Consider the following 26,252-nt stretch of genomic DNA (forward strand, 5'->3'; position numbering starts at 1 on the left):
ACGCTGTGTCACGAGCGGACCCTAGGAGGTGGTCCGGCCGCTCCCCGGCGACGCGGCCCGATCGTTCGATGCCTGCACCCGATCGGGCACCACCGGGTCGGGACGTGCGGTAGTCTGGCCCGCACTGTGAGTGAGGAGCTCGACATGTATGCCACCGGGCTCGACCGGCTCGTGGTCCGCATGCTCCAGGCCGCCTGCCGTGTGATGTGGGGCTTCCCGCCGCGGATGATCCCCTTCATCGTCGGGCGGATGGGCGCGGTGCGGGCCGTGGTGTGGTTCGCGCGCAACATGCCCCGCTACATGAGCACGCTGAAGGTGCTCGGCCCCGTCCGCACCCACCTCGCCTGCGTCACCATCTCGCTGCGCAACGGCTGCTCCTACTGCGCCTACGGCCACGCGTACGCCCTCGAGCTGTTCCACCTCCGCGACCGCGACCGCCTCTTCCCCATCGCCGCCGCCGAGATCGCCGAGTGGATCGACCTCGACGCCCGTCAGCTGCGCGACCGGCTGCGCGCCGTGCTGCAGCAGGCCGGGCTGCACGTCGAGGCGCTGTGGGTGGACCGCACGCTCGACCTCGTGGCCGGCGCCGGTCCGATGGACGCCGCCGAGGCCCGCATCGCCCACCTCGTGCGCATGGTCGGCACCATGAACGGCATCGCCACCGCCAACGACGTGCCGTGCGACGAGGCCCAGAGCACGATCAACAAGGACCGTGCGCTCAAGGCCCGTTACACGACGTTACGTGCCGGGGTGGCCTGAGGTCTGGACAGGCGCCGATCCGGAGGTCACCCTGGTAGTCGCTTCGTCGGACCCCTTGGAGGCGTCATGCAGCTGGGCCGGAAACTCTCCGAAGGCTTCGCGGTGGACCTGGAGGCGGACGTGCTGGAGCAGCCGCCCGTCGAGGCCCGCACCGTCGAGGTGAAGGTCGACCTGGAGCAGGTCGAGCAGCCCGCCCGGGTCTGACCATGAGGTGGCGCACCCGCCACCGCGAGCACTCCGACCAACCGCTGGGCGGGTTCAAACTCGCCCATCCCATGCTGTCCGCGGACGGCTCGCGGATCGGTTTCAGCGGGGTCACGGTGGGCCGCGGGCACGTGTACCGCGTGGTCGACGACGCCGTGTGCGTGCAGGGCGGCAAGCACAGCTGCCCGTCGCGCTGGTGCGACTGCGGCTTCTACTGCTTCCACGACCAGGGCGCGGCCGAGGACCTGGCCTGCGATCCCGAGCACCGCGACGCCGTGCTGCTGCAGGTGGCCGCGTCCGGGCGCTACCGGCGCTACGAACGAGGGCTGCGCTACTCCCGCCAGCGGGTCAAGGCCGTGCAGATCGGGCGCTGCCGCTGTGGGCGGCCGGCCACGGGCTTCGCCGACACCGGATCGGGCAGCGTCGGCTGGCGGCGCCTGGTCCCGAGCTGCGTCGCGTGCGTGGGCACCCGCCCGCGCGTCGACCTGACGACGTTCGGTGGGCTCGCCGGCGCCGGCGTCACCGTCACGTGCACCGCGCCCCCGGGCGAGCCCGAGAGCCCCGCCGGCCTCGTCGCGCTGCTCTCGGCCGAGATGTCGTTGCTGCAGGCCAGGTTGGACGACATGCAGGCCCGGCTGGAGAGGTTGACCTAGGGTCGTCCCGCGAGCCGGCTCGACGCCGACCCGGGCGTCCTCGCTGTCGTCGTGGCTGTCGTCGTGGCTGTCGTCGTGGTTGTCGTCGCGGCCGCCGTGCTGCCCGATCCCGGGGTGGGCGCCGGATCGGTCGGCCTGCTCCTCGTCCGCCCGGCCGGACAGAAGGAGTCGCACGGGTGGCCGGGTGACGGGCAGGATGGGCACATGACGACCACGCAGCCGAGCACCACCGGCCTGGACCTCGAGTGGGTCGACGCCGGCACCCGCCCCCAGGACGACCTCTTCGGGCACGTGAACGGCCGCTGGCTCTCCACCTACGAGATCCCCGAGGACCGCTCGCAGGACGGCGCGTTCCGCGTGCTGCGCGACCGCTCCGAGGCCCACGTCCGCGAGATCGTCGAGGAGACCCCCACCGGTCAGGTGGCGGATCTCTACCGCTGCTTCATGGACACCGACGCCATCGAGGCCGCCGGCACCGCACCGCTGCAGCCGCTGCTCGACGAGGTGGCCGCCGCCGGTGACCGCGCCGCGCTCGCCGCCGTGCTGGGCCGCCGGCAGCGCGAGGAGCGGGTGTCGCTGTTCGCCACCTACGTCAGCACCGACGCGAAGGACTCCAGCCGCTACCTGGTGCACCTGTCGCAGTCCGGGCTCGGGCTCCCCGACGAGTCGTACTACCGCGAGGAGTCCTACGCGGAGATCCGCACGGCGTACGTCGCGCACCTCGCGAAGCTCGCCGGTCTGGTCGGCCTGCCCGAGCCCGACGCGCTCGCCGCCGCCGTCATGGACCTGGAGACGGCGCTGGCCGCCGCGTCCTGGGACCGCGTGGCCAACCGCGACGCCGAGAAGACCTACACGCTGCTCACCCACGCGGAGCTGCGCGAACTCGGTGCGGACTTCGACTGGGACCCGTTCCTCGAGGCGTTCGCGGCACCCGACGGCGCGTTCGACGAGGTCGTCGTGCGCCAGCCCGACTTCGTGGCGGCCACGGCCCGGCTGTGGGCGAGCCGGCCGCTGGAGCAGTGGAAGGCCTGGCTCGCGCTGCGCACGGCCACGGTCTGCGCCGACTACCTGACCGCGGAGATCGTCGAGGCCGACTTCGCCTTCTACGGTCGCACGCTGTCCGGCACGCCCACGCTGCGCGAGCGGTGGAAGCGCGGGGTCGGGCTGGTCGAGGGGGCGCTGGGCGAGGTCGTCGGCCGGCTCTACGTCGAGCGGCACTTCCCGGCGTCGAGCAAAGAGCGGATGGTCACGCTCGTCGCGAACCTCGTGGAGGCCTACCGGCAGAGCATCTCCACCCTCGACTGGATGAGCCCCGCCACCCGCGAGCGCGCACTGGAGAAGCTCGGGCAGTTCACGCCCAAGATCGGCTACCCGGACGTGTGGAAGGACTACTCCACGCTGGAGATCAAGCCCGACGACCTGCTCGGCAACGTCGGCCGCGCGGGCGTCTGGTCCCACGAGCGAGAGCTCGCCAAGATCGGCAAGCCGATCGACCGCGACGAGTGGCTGATGACCCCGCAGACGGTCAACGCCTACTACCACCCGCGGATGAACGAGATCGTCTTCCCGGCCGCCATCCTGCAGCCGCCGTTCTTCGACGCCGACGCCGACGACCAGGCCGCCAACTACGGCGGGATCGGCGCCGTGATCGGGCACGAGATCGGCCACGGCTTCGACGACCAGGGCTCCAAGTACGACGGCGCCGGCAACATGACCGACTGGTGGGAGGCCGCCGACCGCGCCGAGTTCGACACCCGGTCGCAGGCGCTGATCGAGCAGTACTCGGCGCTGTCGCCCGCCGGGCTGCCCGACCACAAGGTCAACGGGGCGCTCACCGTGGGCGAGAACATCGGCGACCTCGGCGGGCTGACCATCGCGCTCAAGGCCTACGCGATCTCCCTCGACGGCGCCGAGGCCCCGGTGATCGACGGGCTCACCGGCGTCCAGCGCGTGCTGTTCGGCTGGGCGCAGGTGTGGCGGGCGGTCACCCGCGACGAGGAGGCGATCCGGCGGTTGACGCTGGACCCGCACTCCCCGCCTGACCTGCGCTGCAACGCCGTGGTCACCAACCTCGACGCGTTCCACGAGGCCTTCGACGTGCACGAGGGCGACGCGCTGTTCACCCCGCCGGAGAAGCGGGTGCGCATCTGGTGAGTGCTACAGCCAGCGCGACACGCCGCCGTGCCCGGAGCACGTGCCGGAACGGTGCTGGCTGAAGCTGTACTCGCCGTCCTTGCACTGGGCGGTGGCCCCGGGCGGAGCAGAAGCCGCGGCGACGGGCCGGGGCACGCAGTTGCCACTGGAGTTGATGTAGCTGTTCGCGCCGCAGCTGGAGCCCGCGGCGGGCTTGGGGGCGGCGGGCTGGGCCGCCACCGGCAGCGGCGCGGCGGGTTTCGCCGCCACGGGCCGGGGCGCGACGGGCTGTGCCACCACGGGCTGCGCCACCACCGGCCGCGGCGCCGCGACAGCCTGCGGGACGGCGGCCCCGGGACCCACCGCCGGGGCGGCCGCGGCGGCCGGGACCGGTGCCGTCGCGGTGGTCGGAGCGGCGGCGAGGGGCGCCACCGTCGCCGGCTCCGACGTCGGAACCGCGGCCGGTACCGGGGCGGCGTTGGCCACCGCCGTCACGGGCGGGCGGGGCGGCAGACCCGCCGCCGTGACCCCGCCCCCGACCACGAAGAACACCGGAGCCACGAGGAGCGCCGCCACCGACCGGCGCCGCGTCCCGGTCGGCGCCCGGCGCGTCCGCCACACCACCACGATCGCCGGGACGACGAGCAGGAAGCAGAGCGTCATCCCCGCCGGCGCGGTGGCCGGGAACACGGCGAGCAGCGCCGACACCATCACCAGCCCGAAGACGACCGCCCCGAACCGGTGTCGCCGTACGCTGCCGTCTGCCATGTGAGATCTCCCGAGGACCGTGGCCACCGTTGGCCGTGCACCCCTTCGTCGCGTCGTGTCGCCTCCTCGTTTCAGCCCGTCATCAGAACTGCGTACAAGATTGCGACGCCCGGAAGCCGCGCGGCGCACTACGGTGCGGGAATGAGCGACGAGGACTGGGAGGACGACATCGTCCGGGCCCTGCGGTCCCTGACCACGGACGAGTCGGCGAGCCTGGAGATCGTCCTGATCGACGCCGTCGCGGAGTGGTTGCTCTCGGGCGCCAACCCGGGCGACGGTTACGACGAGGGCCACGCCGGCCACCTCGTCTCCACGCTGTTCACCGCCCTCGACACGGCGCGGACCTTCCAGCCGCAGCAGCAGCCGCCCGTCACCGACGAGATCCAGCACGCGCGCACCAAGGTCGTCGACGGCGCGCACGAGCTGGCCAAGGCCGGCGGCGAGGGCATCCAGCTGATCGTCTCCCGCCTGATCCCCGCGCTGATGGCGGAGCTGCGGAACAACGCGGGCGAGCGCGGCAAGCAGGCGCACGGCGTGTTCGGCTACCTGCTCTACGCGCTGGCGATCGGCACCGGCGAGGAGCAGGACCCCGCCGTCATGGACGGCCTCACGGCCGCGTTCGTCGCCTGGGACGCGGTGCTACGCGGCGGCTACGTCGTGCCGTGGCGACCGCGCCCGCCCTCGGCGGACTGAGCCTCCCGACGCGGCGCCGCCCGCATCCGCGTCAGTGCCCGGTGCTGATCCCGGGCACCGCCCCCGTCTCGGCGGCGGTCATGCCGAGCACGATCCGCAGGGTGTGCACCGCCCGCGATGCGGGGGTCCCGGCGGGCGGCGGCGTGCACCAGCGTCATCGGGATCACCGGATGACCCTGCTACCGCCGCCTGTCCGCCGGCACCCGATCCGCTGTGTGGCCGGGCTGTGGGTGCTCAGCGCACCAGCTTGCCCAGGGTGCGACCGGCCAGGTCGACCACGCCGGGCTCGTGCCCGTTCGCGACGATGTTGACGATCAGCCCGTCCACGCCCGGGTCGAGGACGCGGGCCTGGAGGTCGGCGGCCACGTCGTCGGGGGTGCCGACGAACTGCCGGGCCGTCACGGCCGCGCGCTGCTCGTCCGACAGCGCGTCGAGGTCGACGCCCGTGCCGAGCAGGAACTCGCGCTGCTGCGCCCGCGCCTTGTCGCCGTCCTCGTCGATCATGACGAAGGCGAGGAAGCTCGTCTCCAGCGTCGACCGGTCACGGCCCGCCTCCTCGCAGCGCTGCGCCAGCGCGTCGAGCTTGCGGGGCAGGTCCGCGGGGTCGCAGATGATGTTGAGGTGCTGGGCGAACCGGGCGGCGAGCGCGAACGTCTTCTTCTCGCCGCTGCCGCCGAGCAGGACGGGCAGGTCGTCGCGGACGCGCGGCTCGTTCATGGCCTCCTTCGTGTGGTACCACTTCCCGTCGAAGGTCGGACGCTCGCCGTGCAGCATCGGCACGATGATCTGCAGTGCCTCGTCGAGGCGCTCGAAACGGTCGGTGAAGGTGCCGAAGTCGATGCCGAACGAGTTGTGCTCCAGCTCGAACCAGCCCGCCCCGATGCCGAGCACGGCCCGCCCGCCGCTGACCACGTCGAGGGTGGTGACGGTCTTCGCCAGCACGGCGGGGTTGCGGTAGGTGTTACCGGTGACCAGAGCCGAGAGCTGGATGCTCGACGTCGCGGTCGCGAGGCCGGACAGCGCCGAGTACGCCTCCAGCATCGGCTGGTCGGGCGAACCGAGGCCGGGCAGCTGGTAGAAGTGGTCCATCACGAACGCGGCGTCGAAACCGGCGCTCTCGGCCTCGCGGGCCTGGGCGATCACGGCGGGGAACAGCTCCGCCACCGATCCGGGGTAGCTGAAGTTGGGCATCTGGTAACCGAGACGAATGCTCACACCGGAAACGCTATGCCTTCGAGCGCGCTCGAAAGCAAGCCGCTATCGTCCGCACGACTGCCTGCGGTCACCATCATTCGGGAGGTTCGCGGTGCCGGACACCACCTGCCACATGTCGATCTCGTTGGACGGCTTCGTGGCCGGCCCGGACCAGAGCCGCGAGAACCCTCTGGGCAGGCGGGGCCCGGAGCTGCACGGCTGGCACATCGGCGACCCGCGGGCCACCGACGCCGACAGGATCGCGAACGACTGGCTCATGCGTCCCCGGGGCGCGTACGTGATGGGACGCAACATGTTCGGCCCCGTCCGCGGGAACTGGGACGAGGACTGGTCGGGCTGGTGGGGCCCCGAGCCGCCGTACCACGCGCCGGTGTTCGTGCTGACCCACCACTCCCACGACCCGATCGAGATGGACGGGGGCACGACCTTCCACTTCGTCACCGACGGCTTCGACGCGGCCTACGCCGCCGCGTGTGACGCCGCCGGGGACGAGGGCGTGGACATCGCCGGTGGGGCCTCCACCGTCCGGCAGGCGCTGGCCGCCGGCGTGATCGACGAGCTCACGCTCGACATCGCGCCCGTCCTGCTCGGCTCGGGTGAGCGCATGTTCGACGGGGTCGAGGCCTTCGGCTTCGAGCCCGTCGAGGTGCTGCACTCGCCGCTGACCACCCACATCCGGTACCGGCGCACCGGCTGACCGCTACCAGCGGTCGTGGACGTGCGGGGCGATGAGCTCGTCGTAGACGGCCTTCACCTGCGCGTGGACGTCCTCACCCAGGGGCGGCAGGCCGGCGACCGCGGAGTTGCCGCGGGCCTGCTCGGCGCTGCGGGCGCCGGGAATCACCACCGACACCTGGGGCTGGTCGATCACCCAGCGCAGGGCGAACTGCGCCATGGTCCGCCCGGCCGGCACCAGCGGCCGCAGCCGCTCCACCGCCTCGAGGCCCACCTCGAACGGCACACCGGAGAACGTCTCGCCCACGTCGAACGCGTCGCCGTTGCGGTTGTAGTTGCGGTGGTCGTCGGCGCCGAACACCGTGTCCTTCGTGTAGTGCCCGGCGAGCAGGCCCGACGCCAGGGGGACGCGCGCGATGATCTCCACCCCGGCCTCGGCCGCCCGCGGCAGCACCTCGCCGAGCGGCTTGAGCCGCAACGCGTTGAGGATGATCTGGACGCTCGCGACGCCGGGGCGGGCGATGGCCGTGAGCGCCTCGCCCACCGTCTCGACGCTCACCCCGTAGGCGGCGATGCGCTTCTCGGCCACCATCTCGTCGAGCGCGTCGAACACCTCGTCGCGGTCGTAGACGGGGGTGGGCGGGCAGTGCAGCTGCACGAGATCGAGCGTGTCGACGCCGAGGTTGGCGCGCGACCGGTCGTTCCACGCGCGGAAGTTCTCCCGCGTGTAGTTCTCGGGCACCTGGTCCACGCGCCGGCCCATCTTGGTGGCGACGAAGATCCCGTCGCCGCGCTCCCGGATGCTCTGCCCTGTCAGGAAGCGCCCGACGAGGGTCTCGCTGCGGCCGTCGCCGTAGACGTCGGCGGTGTCGAAGAACGTGACGCCGCTGTCGGCGGCCGCTCCGAGCACCGCCAGGGCGTCGCCCTCGTCGACCTCACCCCAGTCGGCCCCGAGCTGCCAGCACCCGAGCCCGACGGGGCTCCATTCCCGACCGATCCGTCCGTTCACGGACGGATCCTGACACGGTTGAGACGGCGACGCTCAGACGTTGACGCCGTAGTCGCGCGCGATGCCGGCCAGCCCCGACGCGTAGCCCTGCCCGACGGCGCGGAACTTCCAGTCGCCCTGGTGGCGGTAGACCTCGCCGAACACCATCGCCGTCTCGGTGGAGGCGTCCTCGGAGAGGTCGAAGCGGGCGATCTCGCGGTCGTCGGCGGCGTTGACGATGCGGATGAACGCGTTCATCACCTGCCCGAAGTTCTGGTGGCGGTTCTCGGCGTCGTAGATGCTCACCGGGAACACGACCTTCGCGACGTTCGGCGCCATACCCGCGAGGTTGACCTTGATGGCCTCGTCGTCGCCCTCGCCCTCGCCGGTGAGGTTGTCGCCGGTGTGCTCGACGGTGCCGTCGGGGCTGGTGAGGTTGTTGAAGAAGACGAAGTGCTGGTCGGAGAGGACCTTGCCGTTCTCCCCCAGCAGGATGGCCGACGCGTCGAGATCGTAGTCGGCGCCGGTGGTGGTGCGGACATCCCAGCCGAGGCCGACCAGGATGTTCGTGAGGCCCGGCGCCTCCTTGCTGAGGCTGACGTTTCCGCCCTTGGCGAGGCTGACACCCACGGTTGCTCCCTCTGTCGTTCCGAGTGACCCCACCGTAGTGGCCCCCGGAAGCCCGGCGCAGCGGCGAGGCACCCCGGAGTCGATCGACGCGGCCTGACACGGTTCCCGCTCCCCGGCCGGTGATCTCAGCTTCACGGGAACGCGGTGATCATCGGTTCGGGACGTCGAACCGCATCCAGTACAGCCCCGCGTCCCCGGACGGTGATCACGACCGCGGGGCCGCCCCGGGCCGGTCGTCGCCGCGGCCGAACCCGGCGGGCGGTTCGCCGTCCGCGCGTTCCGGTGGGGTACGGGCACGTTCCGCACCGCCCGCGCGGCCCGCCACCGGATCGACGGCCCGGTGCTCGTCCCGCACGGTGGCGCCGACCCTCTGGTCCCCGATCCCGCCGTCCAGCACCCGTTCGCGCCGGGCCGCGTGGCGAGCTGCACATCTGGCCCGACGGCGAGCACCGCGCCACCGCGCGCGACGCGCTGGTCGCCGGCTGGTTCGACGCGGCGCTGCGGACGCCGGGAGCGGGCAGACCGTAGGCTGCACGCAGGCCGGCCGCCCCGCCGCGCCCGAGAGGACCGCCGGTGCCGGAGCAGCAGAGCCCAGTGACATCTGACCGGGCCGCCCCTGGACTGGTCGGACGCGTGCTGGCCGGGCACCGGATCGACGCGCTGGTCGGCGAGGGCGGGATGGGCGTGGTCTACCGGGCCACCCACCTGCGGCTGGGCCGCACCGTCGCGCTGAAGGTGCTGCCGCCGGCGCTGGCGGCCGACCTGGACTTCCGCAGCAGGTTCGAACGCGAGGCGGCGATCGCGGCCAGCCTGGAGCATCCCAACGTGGTGCCGATCTACGACGCCGGGCACACCGACGGCATCCTGTACCTGTCGATGCGGTTCGTCGACGGGGAGGATCTCGGCGTCGTCCTGCGGCGCGAGGGGCGCCTGGGCATCGAGGGCCTGTGCGCGATCCTCGGACCGGTGGCAGATGCCCTCGACGCCGTCCACGAGGCGGGTCTGGTGCACCGCGACGTCAAGCCGGGCAACGTCCTGCTCGCGCGGGCCCGTCCGCCGCGCGGTGGCGGGCACGTCTACCTGTGCGACTTCGGGATCGCGAAGGGCACGGCCTACGCCGGGCGCGACCTCACCTCCGCGGACCGCTACATGGGCACCCCGCAGTACTCCTCCCCCGAGCAGATCGAGGGCCGGTGGCTCGACGGGCGCTCCGACCAGTACGGGCTGGCCTGCCTGGTGTACCGCTGCCTCACCGGCGAGGTGCCCTACCCGCGGCCCGAGGTCGCCGGGGTGATCTACGCGCACCTCGCCGCCGAGCCGCCGAGGCCGGGCCGCCTGCGCCCGGACCTGCCGCCCGCCGTGGACGCCGCCGTCGCCCGCGCCGCCGCCAAGCACCCGGACCACCGGTTCCCGACCTGCGTCGCGTTCCTCGCCGCGCTGCGGGCCGCCGTCCGGCCCCTGCCGCCGCGGCCCACCCCCCGGCCCCGGCCCTCGCTCCCCCCGACGCTGCCGCTCCCGGAACCGACCCTGGTGGAGCCGCCCGTCGCCGAAGCGGCCCCCGATGTCCCCGTCGCCGCTCCGACCGACGTGCGGGCGGAGCGCGACGCCCAGGACCGGTCGGTCACGGTCACCTGGACCGCCGGCGACGAGCGCGAGGTCGAGTACAAGATCTCCCGCCTCACACCGGACGGCCGGTGGCACGTCGTCGGTCGCACGCGCTCCACCGGCATCGTCGACGGCGCGGTCACGCCCGACGACGCCGTCCCGGTGTACGGGGTGGTGGCGCGGCTCGGCTCCGTGCTCTCCGACGTGGCGCGCTCACCGGAGGCACCCGCCCCCGATCCGGGCGGCATCCCCGCCGTGCGGCACCTGACCGTCACGGCCCCGGGCGTGCTCGGGTTCGTGTGGCCGCCGGGCGTCACCGAGGCGATGGTGGTGGTCCGCCGCGACGCGCGCCCCGAGGGCCCCGACGACCCCTCCGCCACCACGTGGAAGATCACCAACATGCGCTACCAGCTCGACGGGGGGCTGCGTCTGCCCCCCTCCGTCGAGCTGCCCTGCCACGTCGCGGTGGCGTCCTGCCGGCGGGACGGGAGCAGCCTGGTCGTCGCGCCCGGTTTCGGCCCGACCGCGCGGATCAGCATCGAACGCTGAATCGGCCCGGATCGTCGATCCACCCGTTCCGCACCGTTCGCGGATCCGGGCGGGTCAGCTGATCCCGAACTCTCGCATCTTGCGGTAGAGGGTGTTGCGCCCGATCCCCAGGGCCGCAGCGGCCCGGCTGCGGTTGCCGCCCGCCGCCCGCAGGGCCTCGGCCACCGCCTCCCGCTCGGCGGACTCCAGCTTCCCCAGCGTGCGGCGGTGCGCGCGGAGCTCGTCGGGCAGGTCGTCGATCCCGACGGTGCCGCCCTCGGCCCGGCGGGCCAGCAGGGCCACCGTGTGGTGCAGCTCCGCGAGGTTGCCCGGCCAGTGCCAGGCCATCAGCCGGTCCCACACCGCCGGGGAGAACCGCGTCGCGGACTCCGGCACGGGCCGCTGCGCCAGCATCTCCTGCACGAGCGACGGCAGGTGCTCGACGGTCTGGGCGAGACCCGGCAGCCGGACGGTGGTGGCGACGCGGCGCACCATCGCGACCACGTCGTCACCGGCGGCGTCGAGGTCGGCGGTGAGCGCGATCGGCGCCCCCGTCCCGACCAGCGCCTGCACCTGCGCCACGGACGGCGAGGGCGACTCGTGCACCCGGCGCAGCACCACGCCACGGCCGTCCACGGCCGCGGCCTTCGCCGTGGCGAACCAGTCGGGATCCCGGTGCGGTTCGACCACCAGCGGGTCCCCGGCGCCCTGGTGCGCCACGGTGCGCACGGCGGTCCGCAGCTTGCCCGTCCCACCCGCGCCGACGACGGCGACCACCTCCCCGTGCCGCACCGCCGTGGCCACTTGGCGGTCGACGCCGTCGTCGACGTGGAAGCGGTCGCGACGCACCGCGGCGCGCGGGGTCGACGGTTCCGGCGGGCGCCGCGGCAGCAGCCGGACGCTGTAGGCCGCCGGGCCGCCGTCGTCGACCGGCTCGACGACGGCGTCGTGCAGGCCGTCCGACAGCGGGACCTGCATGCGCGCCGGCCCGGACGGCCCGTGCTCGACGAGGAACCGCCACAGCAGCGGATGCAGCTCCGGCCCGGTGTGGGCGAGCCCGAGCCGGTTGGCGAGCACCGTCTCCTCGTCGACGACGAGCGCGCCGACGCCGGACCGGTCGACGGCCAGGTAGGCCGCCGCGAGCCGCCGGTGCCGGTCACCCGCCTCCTCCAGGATGCGGGACTCGATCTGGCGCCCGATGTCGCCGGCCATCACCGCCATCAGCGCGTGGACGTCGCGCATGGCACAGGCCAGCGAGAACGAGCCGACCATCCGTCCGGTGTAGGGCTCGATGATCGGGGTGCCGGCGCAGGTGAGGTTCTCCAGCAGGGCGTTGTAGTGCTCCGGACCGCGGACGAGCACGGGGTGGCGTTCGACGAGCACGGTGCCGATGCCGTTGGTGCCGATCGAGAGCTCGGAGAAGTCGAAACCCTCGGCCGCGTTGGCCCGGTCCATGACGACGCGCTGGCGCCGGACGTCGGTGTGCCGCGCGATGATCAGCCCGGTGGCGTCCGACAGCACCATGGCCACGGGCACGTCGGCGAAGCTGTCCTTGAGCCGCTCCAGCACCGGCATCGCGGCCCGGCGCAGCACCGACTGGTCGTCGCCCGGATCGCGGTAGCCGATGTGGTCGGGCGCGACGGGTACCTGCTCGCCCACGCACCGGCGCCAGCTCTTCTCGATGTGCTGCGGAACGCCACTGCGGCCGGGCGGGAGCGCCAGCAGCCCACCCCCGACGAGCGCCTCCCGGCTGCGGCGGGTGCGTTCCCGCTGCACCGGCGACAGGGTCGGGTCTCGCCGCATCGTTGCCTCCTCTTCCACTGTGCCTCACATCACACCGTGAACACCAGCGCCGGTGGGTGTTCCAGATCGGAACACCCACCACCGTCGCGCGCTCCGCACAGTGAGGTCGAGCAGTGAGTCCCACGTCACACGCGGAGGAAACCGGATGACAACGACGCCATCGACCCGGCCACCGGGCACCTCGGCCGAGTCGGACGCGCTGCGCGCGCTCTACGCCGACTGGGCCCACATCATCGCCACGACGCCCGATCTGACGATGCGGCTGTTCCGCAGCATCTTCGACGAGTGGCACCAGCCCACCCGCGAGCCGGAGGACGTGACCTACCGCGAGGAGACGCTCGGCGGCGTCCCCGGGATCTGGACGCTGCCGGCGGGCGCCGACACCTCGAAGGTGCTGCTCTACACCCACGGCGGCGGCTTTGCCGTCGGCTCGGCGGCCAGCCACCGCAAGCTCGCCGCGCACGTGGCCAAGGCGCTGGGCGTCGTCGCGTTCGTGCTGGACTACCGCCGGGCGCCCGAGCACCCGCACCCCGCGCAGGTCGAGGACGGGGTCGCGGTGTTCACGGCGCTGACCGACCGCGGGATCGCGCCCGCCGACATCACCACGATCGGCGACTCCGCCGGCGGCAACCTGGCCATCGTCATCCCGCTGGCCCTGCGCGAGCAGGGCCTGCCGCTGCCCGGTCGCGTGATCGCGTTCTCGCCGTGGCTGGACATGGAGAACAAGGGCGAGACGCTGGTGACCAACGCCGCCACCGACGCCCTGATCACCGTGCCCCTGCTGGAGGGCATGATCGCCGGCGTCCTGGCCGGCGGCACGATCGACCCGACGACGCCGTTGGCGAACCCGCTGCACGCGGACTTCACCGGCTTCCCGCCGCTCTACGTCAACGCCGGTGGCGCGGAGTCCCTGGTGGACAACGCCACCCGCGTCGCCGAGAAGGCCGCCGCGGCCGGGGTGGACGTCACCCTCTCGGTCGTCGACGGCATGCAGCACGTCTTCCCGTTCCTGGCCGGCAACGCGCCGGAGGCCGACACCGAGATCGACGCGATTGCGAAGTGGTACCGATGAGCACTACCTCCACCCCCGACGTCGGCCCCGACGTCGACGCGGTCGTGATCGGAGCCGGGTTCGGCGGCATCTACATGCTGCACAAGCTGCGCGACGAGCTCGGGCTGTCCGCCGTGGCCTTCGAGAAGGGCGGTGGCGTGGGCGGCACGTGGTACTTCAACACCTACCCCGGCGCCAAGTCCGACACCGAGGGCTTCGTCTACCGCTACTCCTTCGACAAGGACCTGCTGCAGGAGTGGGACTGGAGCACCCGCTACCTCGACCAGCCCGACGTGCTCGCCTACCTGCAGCACGTCGTCGAGCGCTACGACCTCGGCCGCGACATCCGGCTGAACACGGAGGTGACCGCCGCTGTCTTCGACGAGGCCACCGACCTGTGGACGGTCACCACCGCCGACGGGGAGAGCCTGACCAGCCGCTACGTCGTCAACGCGCTCGGCCTGCTGGCGAAGAGCAACATCCCCGACATCCCCGGCCGCGACACGTTCGCCGGCCGGGCGGTGCACACCAACGCCTGGCCCGCGGACCTCGACATCACCGGCAAGCGCGTCGGCGTGATCGGCACCGGGTCCACCGGCACCCAGTTCATCGTCGCCGCCGCGAAGCTGGCCGGGCACCTGACGGTCTTCCAGCGCTCGCCCCAGTACTGCGTGCCGTCCGGGAACGGGCCGGTGGACCAGGCCGAGGTGGAGCGCACCAAGGAGAACTTCGACGCGATCTGGGAGCAGGTCCGCGGCTCCGTCGTCGCGTTCGGGTTCCAGGAGAGCGGCGTGGAGGCGATGAGCGTCTCCGAGGACGAGCGCCGCCGCGTGTTCCAGGAGAACTGGGACAAGGGCAACGGCTTCCGCTTCATGTTCGGCACGTTCTGCGACATCGCCACGAACCCCGAGTCGAACGCGGCGGCCGCGGCGTTCATCCGCTCGAAGATCGCCGAGATCGTCGAGGACCCGGAGACGGCACGGCTGCTCACGCCGACCGACGTCTACGCCAAGCGTCCGCTGTGCAACGAGGGCTACTACGAGACCTACAACCGCGACAACGTCTCGCTGGTGTCGATCAAGGACAACCCGATCCGGGAGATCACCCCGAAGGGTGTGCGCACCGCCGACGGTGTCGAGCACGAGGTCGACGTGCTGGTGTTCGCGACCGGGTTCGACGCGGTGGACGGCAACTACCGGGCGATGGACCTGCGCGGGCGCGGCGGCCGGCACATCGACGAGCACTGGACCGAGGGCCCGACCAGCTACCTGGGCCTGTCGAAGGCCGGCTTCCCGAACATGTTCATGATCCTCGGCCCGAACGGCCCGTTCACCAACCTGCCGCCGAGCATCGAGACCCAGGTCGACTGGATCGGCGCGCTCATCGGCGACGCCGAACGGGACGGCGTGCGGACCGTCGAACCGACCGCGGCGGCGGAGACCGGCTGGACGGCCACGTGCGAGGAGATCGCGAACATGACGCTGTTCCCGCAGGCCGAGTCGTGGATCTTCGGGGCGAACATCCCGGGCAAGAAGAACGCCGTGATGTTCTACATGGCCGGGATCGGCGCCTACCGGCAGAAGCTCGCCGAGGTCGCCGACGCCGGCTACGAGGGCTTCGAGAGGACGCGGTCGACCGAGACGGCGGGCGTCTGAGGCTGGTACAGAGGGGCCGTGCCCCCGCCGCCGCTCACCCACGCGGGGCTGCGGCGGGTGCTCGCCGTCCTGTGTGTCACCGAGATCACCAGCTGGGGCGTGCTCTACTACGCGTTGCCCGTCCTCGCGCCGAGCGTCGCCGCCGACACCGGCTGGTCGGTCAGCACCGTCACCGGCGCGTTCTCCACCGGGCTCGTCGTCTCCGCCCTGGCCGGGATCCCGGCCGGGCGGTGGCTCGACCGGTGGGGCCCGCGCCCCGTGATGACCGGGGGCTCGGTGCTCGCGGTGCCGGCCGTCGTCGGCATCGCGACGGCACCCACGGTGGCGTGGTTCTTCGCCGCCTGGGCACTGGCCGGGGTCGCGATGGCCGGGGTGCTCTACCAGCCCGCGTTCGCGGCGCTGACCCGCTGGTGGGGGCCGCGGCGCGTCACCGCGCTCACCGCCGTGACGCTGCTCGGCGGGCTGGCCAGCACCGTCTTCGCCCCGCTCACCGCGGCCCTGCTGCAGGCCTCGGACTGGCGGCGCACCTACCTGGTGCTCGCCGTCGTCCTCGCCGTGGTCACGGTGCCCGCGCACCTGGTCGGGCTGCGCGGACGCTGGCCCGCCGCCGAGTCGGCGGCACCCGCCCACGCCGATCCCGGCGCCATCGCCCGCAGCGCGCCGTTCCTGCTGCTCGTGGCGGCGATCGGGCTCGGCGCGTTCACCTGCTTCGCCGTGGTGGTCAACCAGGTACCGCTCCTGCTGGAGCGCGGGCTGTCGACCACCACGGCCGCGTGGGCGCTGGGGCTCGGCGGCGTGGGCCAGGTACTGGGCCGGCTCGGGTACGGCCGGCTCGTCCGGCGGCTCGGCGTGCGGGCCCGCAGCGTGGGCGTGCTCGGGGCCGTCGCCGTCCTGACCCTGCTGCTCGCCCTGGTCCCCGCGCCGGCCGTGCTCCTCGTCGCCCTGGCGGTGCTCGTCGGGGCGGCCCGCGGGATCTTCACGCTCCTGCAGGCCACCGCGATCACCGAGCGCTGGGGCGCCACGCACTACGGCCGCCTCGGCGGCCAGCTCGCCGCCCCCGCGATGCTCGCCACCGCCGTCTCCCCGTGGGCGGGGTCGGCGCTGGCCGCCGTCGTGGGCGGCTACCCCGCTGTGTTCGTCGGCCTGGCGGCGGTCGCCGTGCTGGCCGCGGCGGCGGCCGCGGCCAGCGTCCCCGAGGCGGTCAGCGACCGATCGCGTGCTCCGCGAGGAACCCGGTGACGATCTTCGTGAGGTCCTCGGGCCGCTCGATGTGCAGGCCGTGGCTCGACCCCGGGCCCGTCACGAGCTCGTAGCGGGCGCCCGGGATCGCGTCGGCCACCTTCTGGGCCTGCCACGTCGGCGTCAGCAGGTCCTGCTCGCCCGCGACGACGAGGGTCGGCGCGGTGATGGCTCCGAGCCGGTCGAGCGTGTCGTGCGCCAGGTCGGCGTCCCACTGCTCGACGGTGACCTGCATCTGCTCCTCGTTCTGCGGGAACGCCGGCAGCATCGGCTCCAGCATCTGCGCGAAGTCCGGGTGGTCGAGCAGCTGCGGGGAGAACGCGATTCCGGCGGTGGCCAGGGCCGACTCCATGTCGCGGTGGACGTAGGGCAGCCGCAGGGCACTGAGGACCGACCGCTGGAAGCCGTCGGCCCGCGCCCACGTCGCGTAGAGCACGGCGGAGGCGACCTGGTCAGGATGGGCGATCGCGAGCTCCTGCACGGCCGCCGAGCCCAGCGACCAGCCGAGCACGTGCGCCCGTGGGATCTCCAGCGCCTCCAGCAGGGCGGACGCGTCCTCGGCCACCGAGGCGACGCTGATCGCACCGGTGCCGCGGTCGCTGCCGCCGAGCCCGCGGTTGTCGTAGGCGATGACCTGGTGGGTCTGGGCGAGGCGGGAGATCATCTCGCCCCACAGCGGGATGGCGCCCGACGTTCCCATGATCAGCAGCAGCGGCTCGCCCTCACCGCTGATCTCGTAGTTGAGGGTGGTTCCGGTGCGGACGGGGATCTGTGGCACGGGTGGCTCCTGGATTCTCAGCGGTACGGGAGTCTCAGCGGTACGGGAGTCTCAGCGGTACGGGATTCTCAGCGGTACGGGAGTCTCAGCGGTACTGGAGGCCGTCGTCGATGTCGGCCTCCGGGAGGGCGGTGCGGTCGTGCGCGTACTCCTGCATGTGGGTCCACGGTTCGCGGTCGCCCTGCTTGAACATCCGGTCCTGCGAGCGCAGCACGTAGTTGGGGTTGAAGTTCTCCGGGTCCGACCACTCCCGCAGCGGCATGTCGGCGTCGGACGGCCGCAGCTCGGGCACGACCGTCGTCGCGCCCCGCTCGGCCATGTGCTCGACGATCCGGGCGACGACGTCGTTCACCAGGTCGACTCGCAGCGTCCAACTGTGCCGGAAGTAGCCGAAGGCGTAGGCCATGTTCGGCACGCCGCTGATCATCATCCCGTGCCATGTGACCCGCTGGGAGAAGTCGACCGGCTCGCCGTCGACCGTGAACGGGATGTCGCCGAACACCGAGAGGTTGAACCCCGTGGCGGTCACGACGATGTCGGCCTCGAGCACCTCGCCCGACGAGACCTGAACGCCCTTCTCCGTGAACTCGGTGATCGTGTCGGTGACGACCGACGCCCGGCCGTCGCGCATCGCCTCGAACAGGTCGCCGTCGGGGACGATCGCGATGCGCTGCTGCCACGGCCGGTAGCGCGGGGTGAAGTGCTTCTCGACGTCGGTGCCCTCGGGCAGCAGCGGTGCGATCGCGTCCATCAGGAACGTGTGCAGCTGGTCGGGGTCCTCGTGCGCCACCGCGGCCAGCCAGTCCAGCTGCTGGGTGTACTGGCGGCGCAGGATCTCGTGGGTCCAGTCGGCCGGGAGGTTCAGCGGCGCGAGCGTGGTGGCCAGCTCGTGCACCGACGGCGAGGGGAACCAGTACGACGGCGAGCGCTGCAGCATCGTCACGTGCTCGGCCGACTTCGCCAGCGCCGGGACGAGCGTCGCCGCCGTCGCGCCCGACCCGATCACCAGCACCCGCTTGCCCGCGTGGTCGAGGTCGGCCGGCCACGCCTGCGGATGGACGATCGTGCCGGCGAACCGGTCGGTGCCCGGCCACTCGGGGGTGTAGGGCTCGTCGTGGTTGTAGTAGCCCTGGCACATCCACAGGAACGACGCGGTGATCCGCAGCTGCTCGCCCGTGTCGGTGCGGGTGACCTCGGCCGTCCAGCGGTGCTCGTCCGACGACCAGGACAGCGACGTGACCCGGTGGTGGTAGCGGATGTTCGCGGCCAGCTGGTCCTCGTCGATGACCTCGTCGAGGTAGTCGAGGATCGCCCCGCCCGCCGCGATCGACGGCCCGATCCACGGCTTGTGCCGGTAGCCGTAGGTGAACAGGTCGCTGTCGGAGCGCGCCCCCGGGAACTGGTGCGTCCACCACGTCCCGCCGCGGGCGTCCTGCGCCTCGAGGATGGCGAAGCTGCGCTCGGGGAACCGTTCCCGCAGGTGGTGCGCGGCCCCGATCCCCGACACCCCCGCCCCGATGACCAGAACGTCGAGGTGCTCGTTCTCGCTGCTGCGGTGTTCGGCCTCGGCCATGGTGGCACGGGTCATGGGTGTGCTCTCCCTGCGTCGACGGTGACGGGATCCCTCGACGGTAGGTCGGGCGTCAGCACCCGTCGTGTCCGAACTTGGGACGGTTCCGCACTTGACCGGGGACGCATGATGGGGGGTGGAGGTGCCATGGATGGGTGACGTTCTCGCACGGCGCAGGCTCCTCACCTCTGCCCTGGCCCGGCTCCTGGACCGCCCGGATGCCGACCTGCCCGGGATCCCGCACCACGTGGCCGCGTCCTGGCGCCGGAGCCTCGCCGGCGGCGTCGATCCCGGGATGATCGTCAACCGCTACCACCCGGACCTCGACGTCGACTCCCGCCTGGTGCGCTGCGCCCGTCCGGTGATCGAGGAGCTGGCCGAGCAGACGGCGGGCATCCCGGTGTGCGTCGTGCTCACCGACGACCGCGCCCGTCTGCTGGTCCGGCTGGACACGACGGCCGAGATCGGGCGGGCCGCGGACGACAACCACTTCGCCCAGGGGTTCGGCTACGCCGAGGGCGCCGTCGGCACCAACGGGGTGGGCACCGTCCTGGAGTCCGGCCGGTCCGTCCACGTCGTGGGCGCCGAGCACTTCGTCGAGCCCCTGCAGTCCTACGCCTGCGCCGGGGCGCCGGTGCGCGACCCGTTCACCGGACGGATCGACGGCGTGCTCGACGTCAGCTGCCGGGCCGAGCACTCGTCGCCGATCCTGCATTCGCTGGTCGCGTCGGCGGCGGCCCGCATCCAGCACGCCCTGCTGCACGACCGCGACCTGGGCCAGCAGGCGGTGTTCGACCTCTACACCCGGGTCGACGTCCGGTCCCGGGGAGCGGTGCTGGCCGTGGGCCGGCGGATGGTGCTGGCCAACACCGTGCTGCAGACGCTGCTGGACCCGGGCGATCTCGCCGCCCTCGAGGACCACGCCCGGTTCCGCATGCTGCGCGGGCCCGACGTCGACGACCGCCTGGACCTGCCGTCGGGGGTCCGGGTCCGGATGCGGGGCACCACGGTCGCCGCCGGCAGCAGGGTCGCCGGGCTGGTCGTGGTGATCTCGGTGGTGCGGGAGGCCTGCGGGGCGGCGTTGTCCCGCGGCGCGTCGCCGGCGCCGAGCTCCAGCCCGGCCTGGCGCGGGGCGTGGGACGCGGCGGCCGACGCGCTCCGGGCCAGGACGCCGCTGCTGGTCGTCGGGGAGCCCGGGAGCGGCCGACGCCGGCTGCTCACCGACCTGGACCGGGCGTTGCACGGCCCCGGGCTGGTGGTCGAGATCGGGCCCGACTGCGCCGATCCCGTGGCGCGCGTCCAGGGTGCCGGACCCCTGTCGCTGATCGTGCTGACCGACGTCGAGCGGTGGGACGGCGTCCCGCCCGGCCTGCGCGCCTCCCGGGCCCGGCTGGCTGCGACGGCCACGGACCGTTCGGTGTGCGATCCGGAGCTGCTCACCCGGTTCCGGCGCACCGTGACGGTGCCGCCGCTGCGGAACCGGACGGCCGACCTGCCGGGGCTGGTGACCGACCTGCTGGCCGGGCGCGACGCGCGCCTGTCCGCGGAGGCCCTGCGCACCCTGGCCCGCCACACGTGGCCGGGCAACGTCCAGGAGCTGAAGGACGCGCTGGACACGGCGCTGCGCCGGCGTCCGACGGGGGTGGTGGAGGTCGGTGACCTGCCCGCGTCCTGCCAGAGCACGCCGCGGAGCGCCCTGCGCCCGGTCGACCAGGCCGAGCGCGACGCGATCGTGGTGGCCCTGCGGGAGTCGGACGGGAACCGGGCGGCGGCCGCCGCGGCGCTGGGGGTGGCCCGCTCCACCCTCTACCGCAAGATCGCGCACTACGGCATCACGGCCTGATCCCGGGCCCAGCTCCAGCGGCTCGAAGGTGTGGTCCCTCCAGATCCGCCGTGGGGACCACGGGTGATGCTCCGGCCACGGACCCGGAGCTGATCCCGGCCGATCCCGGCACGACCGGTGGCACCGGTGCGGACGGCTCCACCACCGCAGGCGAGGAGTCTCCCCGCCGGCGTCCTGACCGGTCACGGGTCGATCCCGGCGCCCGGGACCGACAGCTCGTCAACCGGAGCGTGGGCGACACCCGATATCTGGGTGTTGAACGGGACGAACGGCGTGTGCAGCCGGTGGGGCTCGATGTCGACGCGCGCGAACCCGGCGGCACGCAGCGAACCGGCCAGGTCCCGCTCGCACGAGCACCCCTCGAACGTCCAGGCCCAGGGCCGGCGCACCGCCCGCTGGAGGAAGCGGGTGGGCGTCCCGGCCCGGGCCGCGACGTGCTCCACGAAGCGGTAGGTGCCGCCGGGCCGCAGGATCCGGCGGACCTCGGCGAGCACCCCGGCGGGCTCGCTCACGGTACAGAGCACGAGCGAGGAGATCACGCAGTCGACGCTCCCGTCGGGGAGCCCGGTGCTCTCGGCGACGCGGTCGCGGAGGTCGAGCTGCACGCCGCGGCGATCGGCGGCCGCCCGCAGCCGCCGGTGCATGGGCACGTTGGGTTCGACGGCGACGAGCGTCGACCCCGGGAGCAGGTAGGGCAGGTTGGCGCCGACGCCGGAGCCGATCTCGACGACCGTGCGGGGCAGGTCCGCGAACACGCGCTCCTTGTACGGGCGCAGACCTCCCTCGATGATCGGGCCGATCGCGCTGAAGAACGCGGCGTTGAAGGGGCCACGCGCCCGGTGGACCTCGAAGGTCGTCATCTCGTCATCGATCACACGCCCACCCTGCACTGATCCCGCCGACGCGTCAGGCGTGGAACTACCCCAGTTCGCGCCGGGCGCTGACCCACGCGGCGATCTGGGCGCGTGACCGGAACCCGAGACGCAGCCGGATCCGTTCCACGTGTCCCTCGGCCGAGCGCTCGTCGATCCCGAGGCGCGTCGCGATCTCGCGGTTGGTGAGTCCGCGGCTCACCAGCTCCGCCACCTCGGACTGGCGCGCGGTCAGGTCGCCGCCGCGGCGTCGTCCCACGGGCAGGCCGAGGAACCCGCGGACCACGCGCACCAGCTCGTCCCGGTCACCTGCGTACGGGATGTGCGACCGGCCGGGCAGCACCGCGAGCCGGGCACCGTCGATCCCGTCGGCGAGGGCCTCGGCCTGGGCGAGCGGCGCGGCGCGGTCGCCGGTGCGGTGCACCACCAACGTCGGGGCCCGCACCCGGCCGAGGAGGTCGCCGACGTCGAGCTCGTAGCTCAGCGCGAGCAGCGCCCGGGCGGTCGCCGCGGTGGAGCACGCCCGCTGGTAGCGCGCGAGCTCGGCGCGGGTCGCACCATCGGCGTCGGGGGCGAAGATGTCGGTCAGCACGTCGGAACCCATCCCCCAGTGCGACGCGACCAGCCCCAGGACGTGGTCCCGCACCTCCGGCGGGGTCAGGTCGTCGCCGCGCACCCAGCCGCCGTAGAGCACCAGGCGCCGGACGGTGTCGGGATGGGCCGCGGCCCACGCCACCGCCACGGGAGCCCCCATCGACGTGCCCATCAGGTCGAACGGCTCATCCAGCGTCGCGGCGACGGCGGCCAGCTGCTCGAGCTCGAACGCCAGCGACGCCGGACGCTCGACGGCCGCCGACAACCCGCACCCCGCCCGGTCGTAGCGCACGAGCCGGCAGCCCTGCGCCAGCGCCTCGTAGAGCGCCCGCTCGGCCGGCAGCTCCCAGCCCAGCTCGAGGTGCGTGAGCCACCCCATCACGTAGACCAGCGGCCGGCCGGCACCGACGGAGCCGTACGCCACGGCGGTGCCGTCGGCCAACTCCACCCGCCCGAGCCGCTGCTGCACCCCGCGATTCTCGCCCACGACGCCGCGCCGGTGGTCAGCGCCGAGCCGTGACGATCCAGGCGCGCGAGTCGAAGTACACGCCACCGCCGGTGTCGTGGGCGTCGAGGGTCGCGCGCAGCCGCGCGCGGGCCCCCTCGGCCACCGCGGCGTCGAGGTCGGCGAGCAGGGCGTCGAAGCCTGGACGACTGCACACCCGACTGCGCCGACGGTCAACAGCACATCTACCCGGCCAAGGTCCTTGCCACTGCACCCAGGAACTGCACGATCGGCCAACCCGTCGGCTCCTCGCACGGCGGCTTCGCCTACAGCAAGATCACCGTCATGGTCACAAGCGGAAACCCCGACCCGCGCTGCGTCGGCGACTACTTGTCCCCTCAGTGCGGATGATCGGCCTACGACCCCGTGTCGTCATCTAACCCAAGACTGCCCCCGCGGGCCCGCCCCCGCCGGGGGTCGCACCGCCGGAGCGTTCGGTCATCGAGGGAACGTGCCGATCGACCAGGGGGACGAGGCGGCGGCCGGTGAGCTGCTGCAAGGGTAGGGAAATCGTATGAGTGTCGTGGTCGGCTGCCCACGGGGCGGGCATGCGGACCGCGAGGTCATCCAGGCGGGTGGGGTCGAGAACCTCGTAGGCCTCCCCGATGCCGAGCACACTCCAGCCGGTCCGGGTGACGGTGTCGATCTCGTCGACCTCGAACCCGACGACGGCGTTGCGGCTGGCCGCGGCCAGCTTGCTGCCGTTTCTGGTACGGAAGACCACTTCCTCGCCGTCGAGCAGGAAGGTGACCGGTTGCGCGGCGGGCAGGGCCGCGTCGATGAAGATGACACCACCCGTTCCCGCCCTCTGCCGTTCACCCGGGACCCTGCGCAACCCCAGGTTTGACATTGGACAGCCAGCAGCGAGCGGGACCTCGCCGGCGCGCAGGCCGCCCAGCAATCAGTAGCCCGATCGCCCGGTCCCGGTCGGTATGCAGATCGGCGACGAACGCGGCCACCTCGCGGGCCCAGCAACTCGGGCAACCGTCGCGGCGCCCGCACCAACCGTCCGCCCCCGCGGGACCGTCCAGGGCCCAGTTACCCCAGCAGGCCGCCGCGCGCCCGGGCCGCGCTCGAGGGGCGCACCGCGGCACCGGGTTGTCACCACGCACCCCGGCCAGCACCGCGTACTCGGACAACCCTCGCAACGCGGCCGTCCGCCGGTTCATCGAGGCTCCGTCAGGAACCGGTCGCGGCCGCGATCGCCGCTTCGACTTCGGCGAGCTGATCAGTGGGGCTGAATTGGATCAGCTCGGTCCCTTCTTCGGCCTCAGGCGCGTGGCCTGGCGTCATGTAGAACGCGTCGCCTGTCTCGAGGACCTCCTCGCGGTCGTCGTAACGGACGACCACGCGACCCTTCACCACGTATCCCCAGTGCGGACACGTGCACTTGCCAGTCGGCAGTGCAGCGAGCATCGGGGCGAGATCGTGGGACTTGGTGATCGTGACGAAGTTGACGGTGATCCCGTCGAGCTCGGTCGATCGATCGATGGCGACGCCGTAGTCGGCGACACGGTCCGCTGCTGCACTCGAGGTCTTGGCCATCGTGGTCCTCCTGGGGGGTCGTCGGTGCTCGTGCTCAGGAGGGTAGGAAGACCGACGACGCGGATCATGAGGCGATGCCCTCATCTTTCGCAGCGGCGCCGACCCGGCCTGCTTACGCTGGGCGGGTGGACAGTGAGCTCGACTCCGGAGTTCGGCTCGCCGACATCCTGGCGTGCCTGTCGCTTGGCATCGACCTCGGCTTCGGCCAGCCGATGGAACACATCCTGCGCCAGTGCCGCATCTCGATGCGACTGTGCGACGCCCTGGGCGTCGACGACACCACCCGGACTGCCGCGTACTACGGAGCGCTGCTGGTCAACGTGGGTTGCCACACCGACGCCCACGAACAGGTCCGCTGGTTCGGTGACGACATCGCGTTCAAGTCGACGAAGTACGTGGAGTCGACAGGAAAGCTCGCCGAGGTGAACCGGATGCTGGGGATGCTCGGCGCCGGCGGCCACCCTCTGCACAGACTGCGGGTCGGCCTCGCCTTCGCTCTCGGAGGCCACCGGGAGGTCGAAGCGATGATCACCCAGCACGCCCAACGAGCCCAGTCACTCGCCGAGGAACTGCACCTGCCCGCAGCGGTCCTCCAAGGCCTCGCCGCGGCATATGAGCGTTGGGACGGGAAGGGATGGCCCGGCATTCTGGCCGGACCCGACATCCCAACCGCGGCCCGCCTCTTCCAGATCGCCGAGTTCATCGAGGTCGCCCACCGCGACGGTGGCGTCCCGGCAGCCCTGTCCATCGCCCGACGCGGGGCGGGCAGCCAGTTCGACCCAGCCGTTGTTGTCTGCCTCTGCGACCACCCGGACAAGATCTTCGACGGGCTCGACGAGGTCGGCTCCTGGGGTGCGACGCTCGACGAAGACCCAGTGCTGAATGCCCTGACCATGGCCCAGCTCGATGATGCGCTCGCGGCGCTCGCCCGCTACGTCGACCTGAAGACCCCGTTCACGCTCGGTCACACCGAAGCCCTCACCCAGCTCGTGATCGATGCCGCCGGTCGGCTCGGGTTCAGTGCCACGGACCGCCGGCTCGTGCACCGCGCCGCGCTCACCTCGGGCTACGGCCGCCTCGGTATCTCGAACAAGATCTGGGAGAAGCCCGGACCGCTCACCGTGTCCGAGTGGGAACGGGTCCGGCTGGCACCCCAACTCGGCGCGCGGATGCTCCGTCAATCCGAGGCCCTGGGAGCCGTCGCGCCACTCGTCGGCCAGCTGCGAGAGCGTCTCGACGGCTCCGGCTACCCGGCCGGGCTCAGCGCAGGCTCAATCACCGCACCGGCTCGACTCCTCGCGGCCGCCGACAGCTACCAATCGATGATCGAGCCGCGACCGTATCGGGACGCACTGACCGCCGACGAAGCCGCCACGAAGCTGCGCGACGAGGTCCGAGCAGGACGGCTCGAGAGCGCTTCGGTCGACGCAGTCCTGGGAGCCGCCGGACATCGGACGCGACGACGCGGGGCCAACATCGGCGGCCTCACCAACCGCGAGATCGAAGTGCTCGAGCTCGCCGCTCGCGGGCTTCCGAATCGGGAGATCGCTCGACGCCTCACCGTGACGCCGAAGACCGTCGGCAACCACATCGAGCACATCTACACCAAGATCGGCGAGACGAGCCGCGCAGGCGCCGCCCTCTTCGCCATGCGAAACGGCCTCGTCGACGAGACCAGCGCAGCCTGCAGGTAGTAGCCGCGGCAGGCCGTGCCCCGCGCGGTCATCCGCCGCCTGGGCACGGGCGCGGGCGGCTTGGCGTTCCTGCGGACTGCTCATCCCACGATCCCCGGGCTCGACAACGAAAGCCGGTCACGCGGACCCTTCCCCGGCCCGCGCGACCATCCAGGCACGCCAACAGCTTTCGAGCATTAGTTCGATCCTCTGTTCCTAGGAGGCTCCTGAATTAGCGCTGTATGCAGTCTTGGGGACGGTCAGGGTCCCTCA

General features: G+C 72.6%; 24 protein-coding genes. 12 read left to right on the forward strand and 12 right to left on the reverse strand.

Going from position 1 to position 26,252, the window contains the following annotated elements; all coding sequences use genetic code 11:
- Positions 1–144: 144 nt before the first annotated feature.
- The 4 genes from BGP03_RS21035 (at position 145) to BGP03_RS21050 (ending at position 3,770) form a co-directional block, all read left to right on the forward strand.
- Complete coding sequence (locus BGP03_RS21035) at positions 145–759, forward strand: hypothetical protein (protein WP_298797941.1); 615 nt, start codon at positions 145–147, stop codon at positions 757–759.
- Positions 760–825: 66 nt separating this feature from the next.
- The gene (locus BGP03_RS21040; protein WP_296366474.1) at positions 826–963 is read left to right on the forward strand and encodes a hypothetical protein; all 138 of its coding nucleotides are present in this window, start codon (positions 826–828) and stop codon (positions 961–963) included.
- A gap of 2 nt (positions 964–965) precedes the next feature.
- The gene (locus BGP03_RS21045) at positions 966–1,616 is read left to right on the forward strand and encodes a hypothetical protein (protein ID WP_296366476.1); all 651 of its coding nucleotides are present in this window, start codon (positions 966–968) and stop codon (positions 1,614–1,616) included.
- A 51-nt stretch (positions 1,617–1,667) separates the two neighbouring features.
- Complete coding sequence (locus tag BGP03_RS21050) at positions 1,668–3,770, forward strand: M13-type metalloendopeptidase (RefSeq protein WP_298797943.1); 2,103 nt, start codon at positions 1,668–1,670, stop codon at positions 3,768–3,770.
- Between the two features lie 3 nt (positions 3,771–3,773).
- Here BGP03_RS21050 and BGP03_RS21055 read toward each other — a convergent pair whose 3' ends face one another.
- Positions 3,774–4,517, reverse strand: a complete 744-nt coding sequence (locus BGP03_RS21055; RefSeq protein ID WP_298797945.1) for a DUF3761 domain-containing protein — start codon at positions 4,515–4,517, stop codon at positions 3,774–3,776.
- A gap of 141 nt (positions 4,518–4,658) precedes the next feature.
- On the opposite strand from BGP03_RS21055, the gene BGP03_RS21060 reads away from it, so the two are divergent.
- Positions 4,659–5,210 carry a hypothetical protein gene (locus BGP03_RS21060; RefSeq protein WP_298797948.1) on the forward strand — a complete coding sequence of 184 codons (552 nt, stop codon included), beginning with the start codon at positions 4,659–4,661 and terminating at the stop codon, positions 5,208–5,210.
- Between the two features lie 234 nt (positions 5,211–5,444).
- Here BGP03_RS21060 and BGP03_RS21065 read toward each other — a convergent pair whose 3' ends face one another.
- Positions 5,445–6,425: an LLM class F420-dependent oxidoreductase gene (locus BGP03_RS21065; protein WP_298797950.1), complete on the reverse strand. Its 981-nt coding sequence runs from the start codon at positions 6,423–6,425 to the stop codon at positions 5,445–5,447.
- A 112-nt stretch (positions 6,426–6,537) separates the two neighbouring features.
- Between BGP03_RS21065 and BGP03_RS21070 the strand changes: the two genes are divergently transcribed.
- Positions 6,538–7,122, forward strand: a complete 585-nt coding sequence (locus tag BGP03_RS21070) for a dihydrofolate reductase family protein (RefSeq protein WP_296376049.1) — start codon at positions 6,538–6,540, stop codon at positions 7,120–7,122.
- 3 nt (positions 7,123–7,125) lie between these two features.
- On the opposite strand, the gene BGP03_RS21075 is transcribed toward BGP03_RS21070, so the two are convergent.
- Together BGP03_RS21075 and BGP03_RS21080 are read right to left on the reverse strand one after the other, a co-directional pair.
- The gene (locus tag BGP03_RS21075) at positions 7,126–8,109 is read right to left on the reverse strand and encodes an aldo/keto reductase (RefSeq protein ID WP_298797951.1); all 984 of its coding nucleotides are present in this window, start codon (positions 8,107–8,109) and stop codon (positions 7,126–7,128) included.
- A gap of 33 nt (positions 8,110–8,142) precedes the next feature.
- Complete coding sequence (locus BGP03_RS21080) at positions 8,143–8,718, reverse strand: TerD family protein (RefSeq protein ID WP_296376051.1); 576 nt, start codon at positions 8,716–8,718, stop codon at positions 8,143–8,145.
- 594 nt (positions 8,719–9,312) lie between these two features.
- Between BGP03_RS21080 and BGP03_RS21085 the strand changes: the two genes are divergently transcribed.
- On the forward strand, positions 9,313–10,872 hold the full coding sequence (locus BGP03_RS21085) for a serine/threonine-protein kinase (RefSeq protein WP_296376053.1): 1,560 nt from the start codon (positions 9,313–9,315) through the stop codon (positions 10,870–10,872).
- Between the two features lie 54 nt (positions 10,873–10,926).
- On the opposite strand, the gene BGP03_RS21090 is transcribed toward BGP03_RS21085, so the two are convergent.
- Entirely contained in the window at positions 10,927–12,654 is a 1,728-nt protein-coding gene (locus BGP03_RS21090) for a helix-turn-helix domain-containing protein (RefSeq protein WP_296376055.1), read from the reverse strand.
- A 145-nt stretch (positions 12,655–12,799) separates the two neighbouring features.
- Between BGP03_RS21090 and BGP03_RS21095 the strand changes: the two genes are divergently transcribed.
- From BGP03_RS21095 to BGP03_RS21105, 3 genes are read left to right on the forward strand one after another with little or no spacing between them, the layout of a single operon-like run.
- Positions 12,800–13,726: an alpha/beta hydrolase gene (locus BGP03_RS21095; protein ID WP_298797954.1), complete on the forward strand. Its 927-nt coding sequence runs from the start codon at positions 12,800–12,802 to the stop codon at positions 13,724–13,726.
- The gene (locus BGP03_RS21100; RefSeq protein ID WP_296376059.1) at positions 13,723–15,360 is read left to right on the forward strand and encodes an NAD(P)/FAD-dependent oxidoreductase; all 1,638 of its coding nucleotides are present in this window, start codon (positions 13,723–13,725) and stop codon (positions 15,358–15,360) included. The genes BGP03_RS21095 and BGP03_RS21100 overlap by 4 nt, the downstream gene beginning before the upstream one ends.
- An 18-nt stretch (positions 15,361–15,378) precedes the next feature.
- Positions 15,379–16,599 carry an MFS transporter gene (locus BGP03_RS21105; RefSeq protein WP_298797957.1) on the forward strand — a complete coding sequence of 407 codons (1,221 nt, stop codon included), beginning with the start codon at positions 15,379–15,381 and terminating at the stop codon, positions 16,597–16,599.
- Here BGP03_RS21105 and BGP03_RS21110 read toward each other — a convergent pair.
- Both BGP03_RS21110 and BGP03_RS21115 read right to left on the reverse strand, forming a co-directional pair.
- Positions 16,562–17,377: an alpha/beta fold hydrolase gene (locus BGP03_RS21110; protein ID WP_296376062.1), complete on the reverse strand. Its 816-nt coding sequence runs from the start codon at positions 17,375–17,377 to the stop codon at positions 16,562–16,564. The genes BGP03_RS21105 and BGP03_RS21110 overlap by 38 nt on opposite strands.
- 85 nt (positions 17,378–17,462) lie before the next feature.
- Positions 17,463–18,965, reverse strand: a complete 1,503-nt coding sequence (locus BGP03_RS21115) for an NAD(P)/FAD-dependent oxidoreductase (RefSeq protein ID WP_298797959.1) — start codon at positions 18,963–18,965, stop codon at positions 17,463–17,465.
- 133 nt (positions 18,966–19,098) lie between these two features.
- Here BGP03_RS21115 and BGP03_RS21120 point away from each other — a divergent pair, with 133 nt between their 5' ends.
- Entirely contained in the window at positions 19,099–20,790 is a 1,692-nt protein-coding gene (locus BGP03_RS21120; RefSeq protein WP_296376065.1) for a helix-turn-helix domain-containing protein, read from the forward strand.
- Between the two features lie 182 nt (positions 20,791–20,972).
- Here BGP03_RS21120 and BGP03_RS21125 read toward each other — a convergent pair whose 3' ends face one another.
- From BGP03_RS21125 to BGP03_RS21145, 5 genes are all read right to left on the reverse strand, one after another.
- Complete coding sequence (locus tag BGP03_RS21125; protein WP_296376067.1) at positions 20,973–21,665, reverse strand: class I SAM-dependent methyltransferase; 693 nt, start codon at positions 21,663–21,665, stop codon at positions 20,973–20,975.
- Between the two features lie 43 nt (positions 21,666–21,708).
- On the reverse strand, positions 21,709–22,725 hold the full coding sequence (locus tag BGP03_RS21130) for an alpha/beta fold hydrolase (RefSeq protein ID WP_296376069.1): 1,017 nt from the start codon (positions 22,723–22,725) through the stop codon (positions 21,709–21,711).
- A 34-nt stretch (positions 22,726–22,759) separates the two neighbouring features.
- Entirely contained in the window at positions 22,760–22,918 is a 159-nt protein-coding gene (locus tag BGP03_RS21135; RefSeq protein ID WP_296376071.1) for a hypothetical protein, read from the reverse strand.
- Between the two features lie 219 nt (positions 22,919–23,137).
- Positions 23,138–23,611 carry a pyridoxamine 5'-phosphate oxidase family protein gene (locus tag BGP03_RS21140; protein WP_296376073.1) on the reverse strand — a complete coding sequence of 158 codons (474 nt, stop codon included), beginning with the start codon at positions 23,609–23,611 and terminating at the stop codon, positions 23,138–23,140.
- Positions 23,612–23,940: 329 nt separating this feature from the next.
- A complete protein-coding gene (locus BGP03_RS21145) occupies positions 23,941–24,306 on the reverse strand; it encodes a cupin domain-containing protein (RefSeq protein WP_296376074.1) in 366 nt (121 codons plus the stop codon).
- Between the two features lie 125 nt (positions 24,307–24,431).
- Between BGP03_RS21145 and BGP03_RS21150 the strand changes: the two genes are divergently transcribed.
- Positions 24,432–26,000, forward strand: a complete 1,569-nt coding sequence (locus tag BGP03_RS21150; RefSeq protein ID WP_298797963.1) for an HD domain-containing phosphohydrolase — start codon at positions 24,432–24,434, stop codon at positions 25,998–26,000.
- Positions 26,001–26,252 lie beyond the last annotated feature (252 nt).

This window comes from Pseudonocardia sp. 73-21 (genome assembly GCF_001899645.1).
Taxonomy (GTDB): Bacteria; Actinomycetota; Actinomycetes; order Mycobacteriales; family Pseudonocardiaceae; genus Pseudonocardia.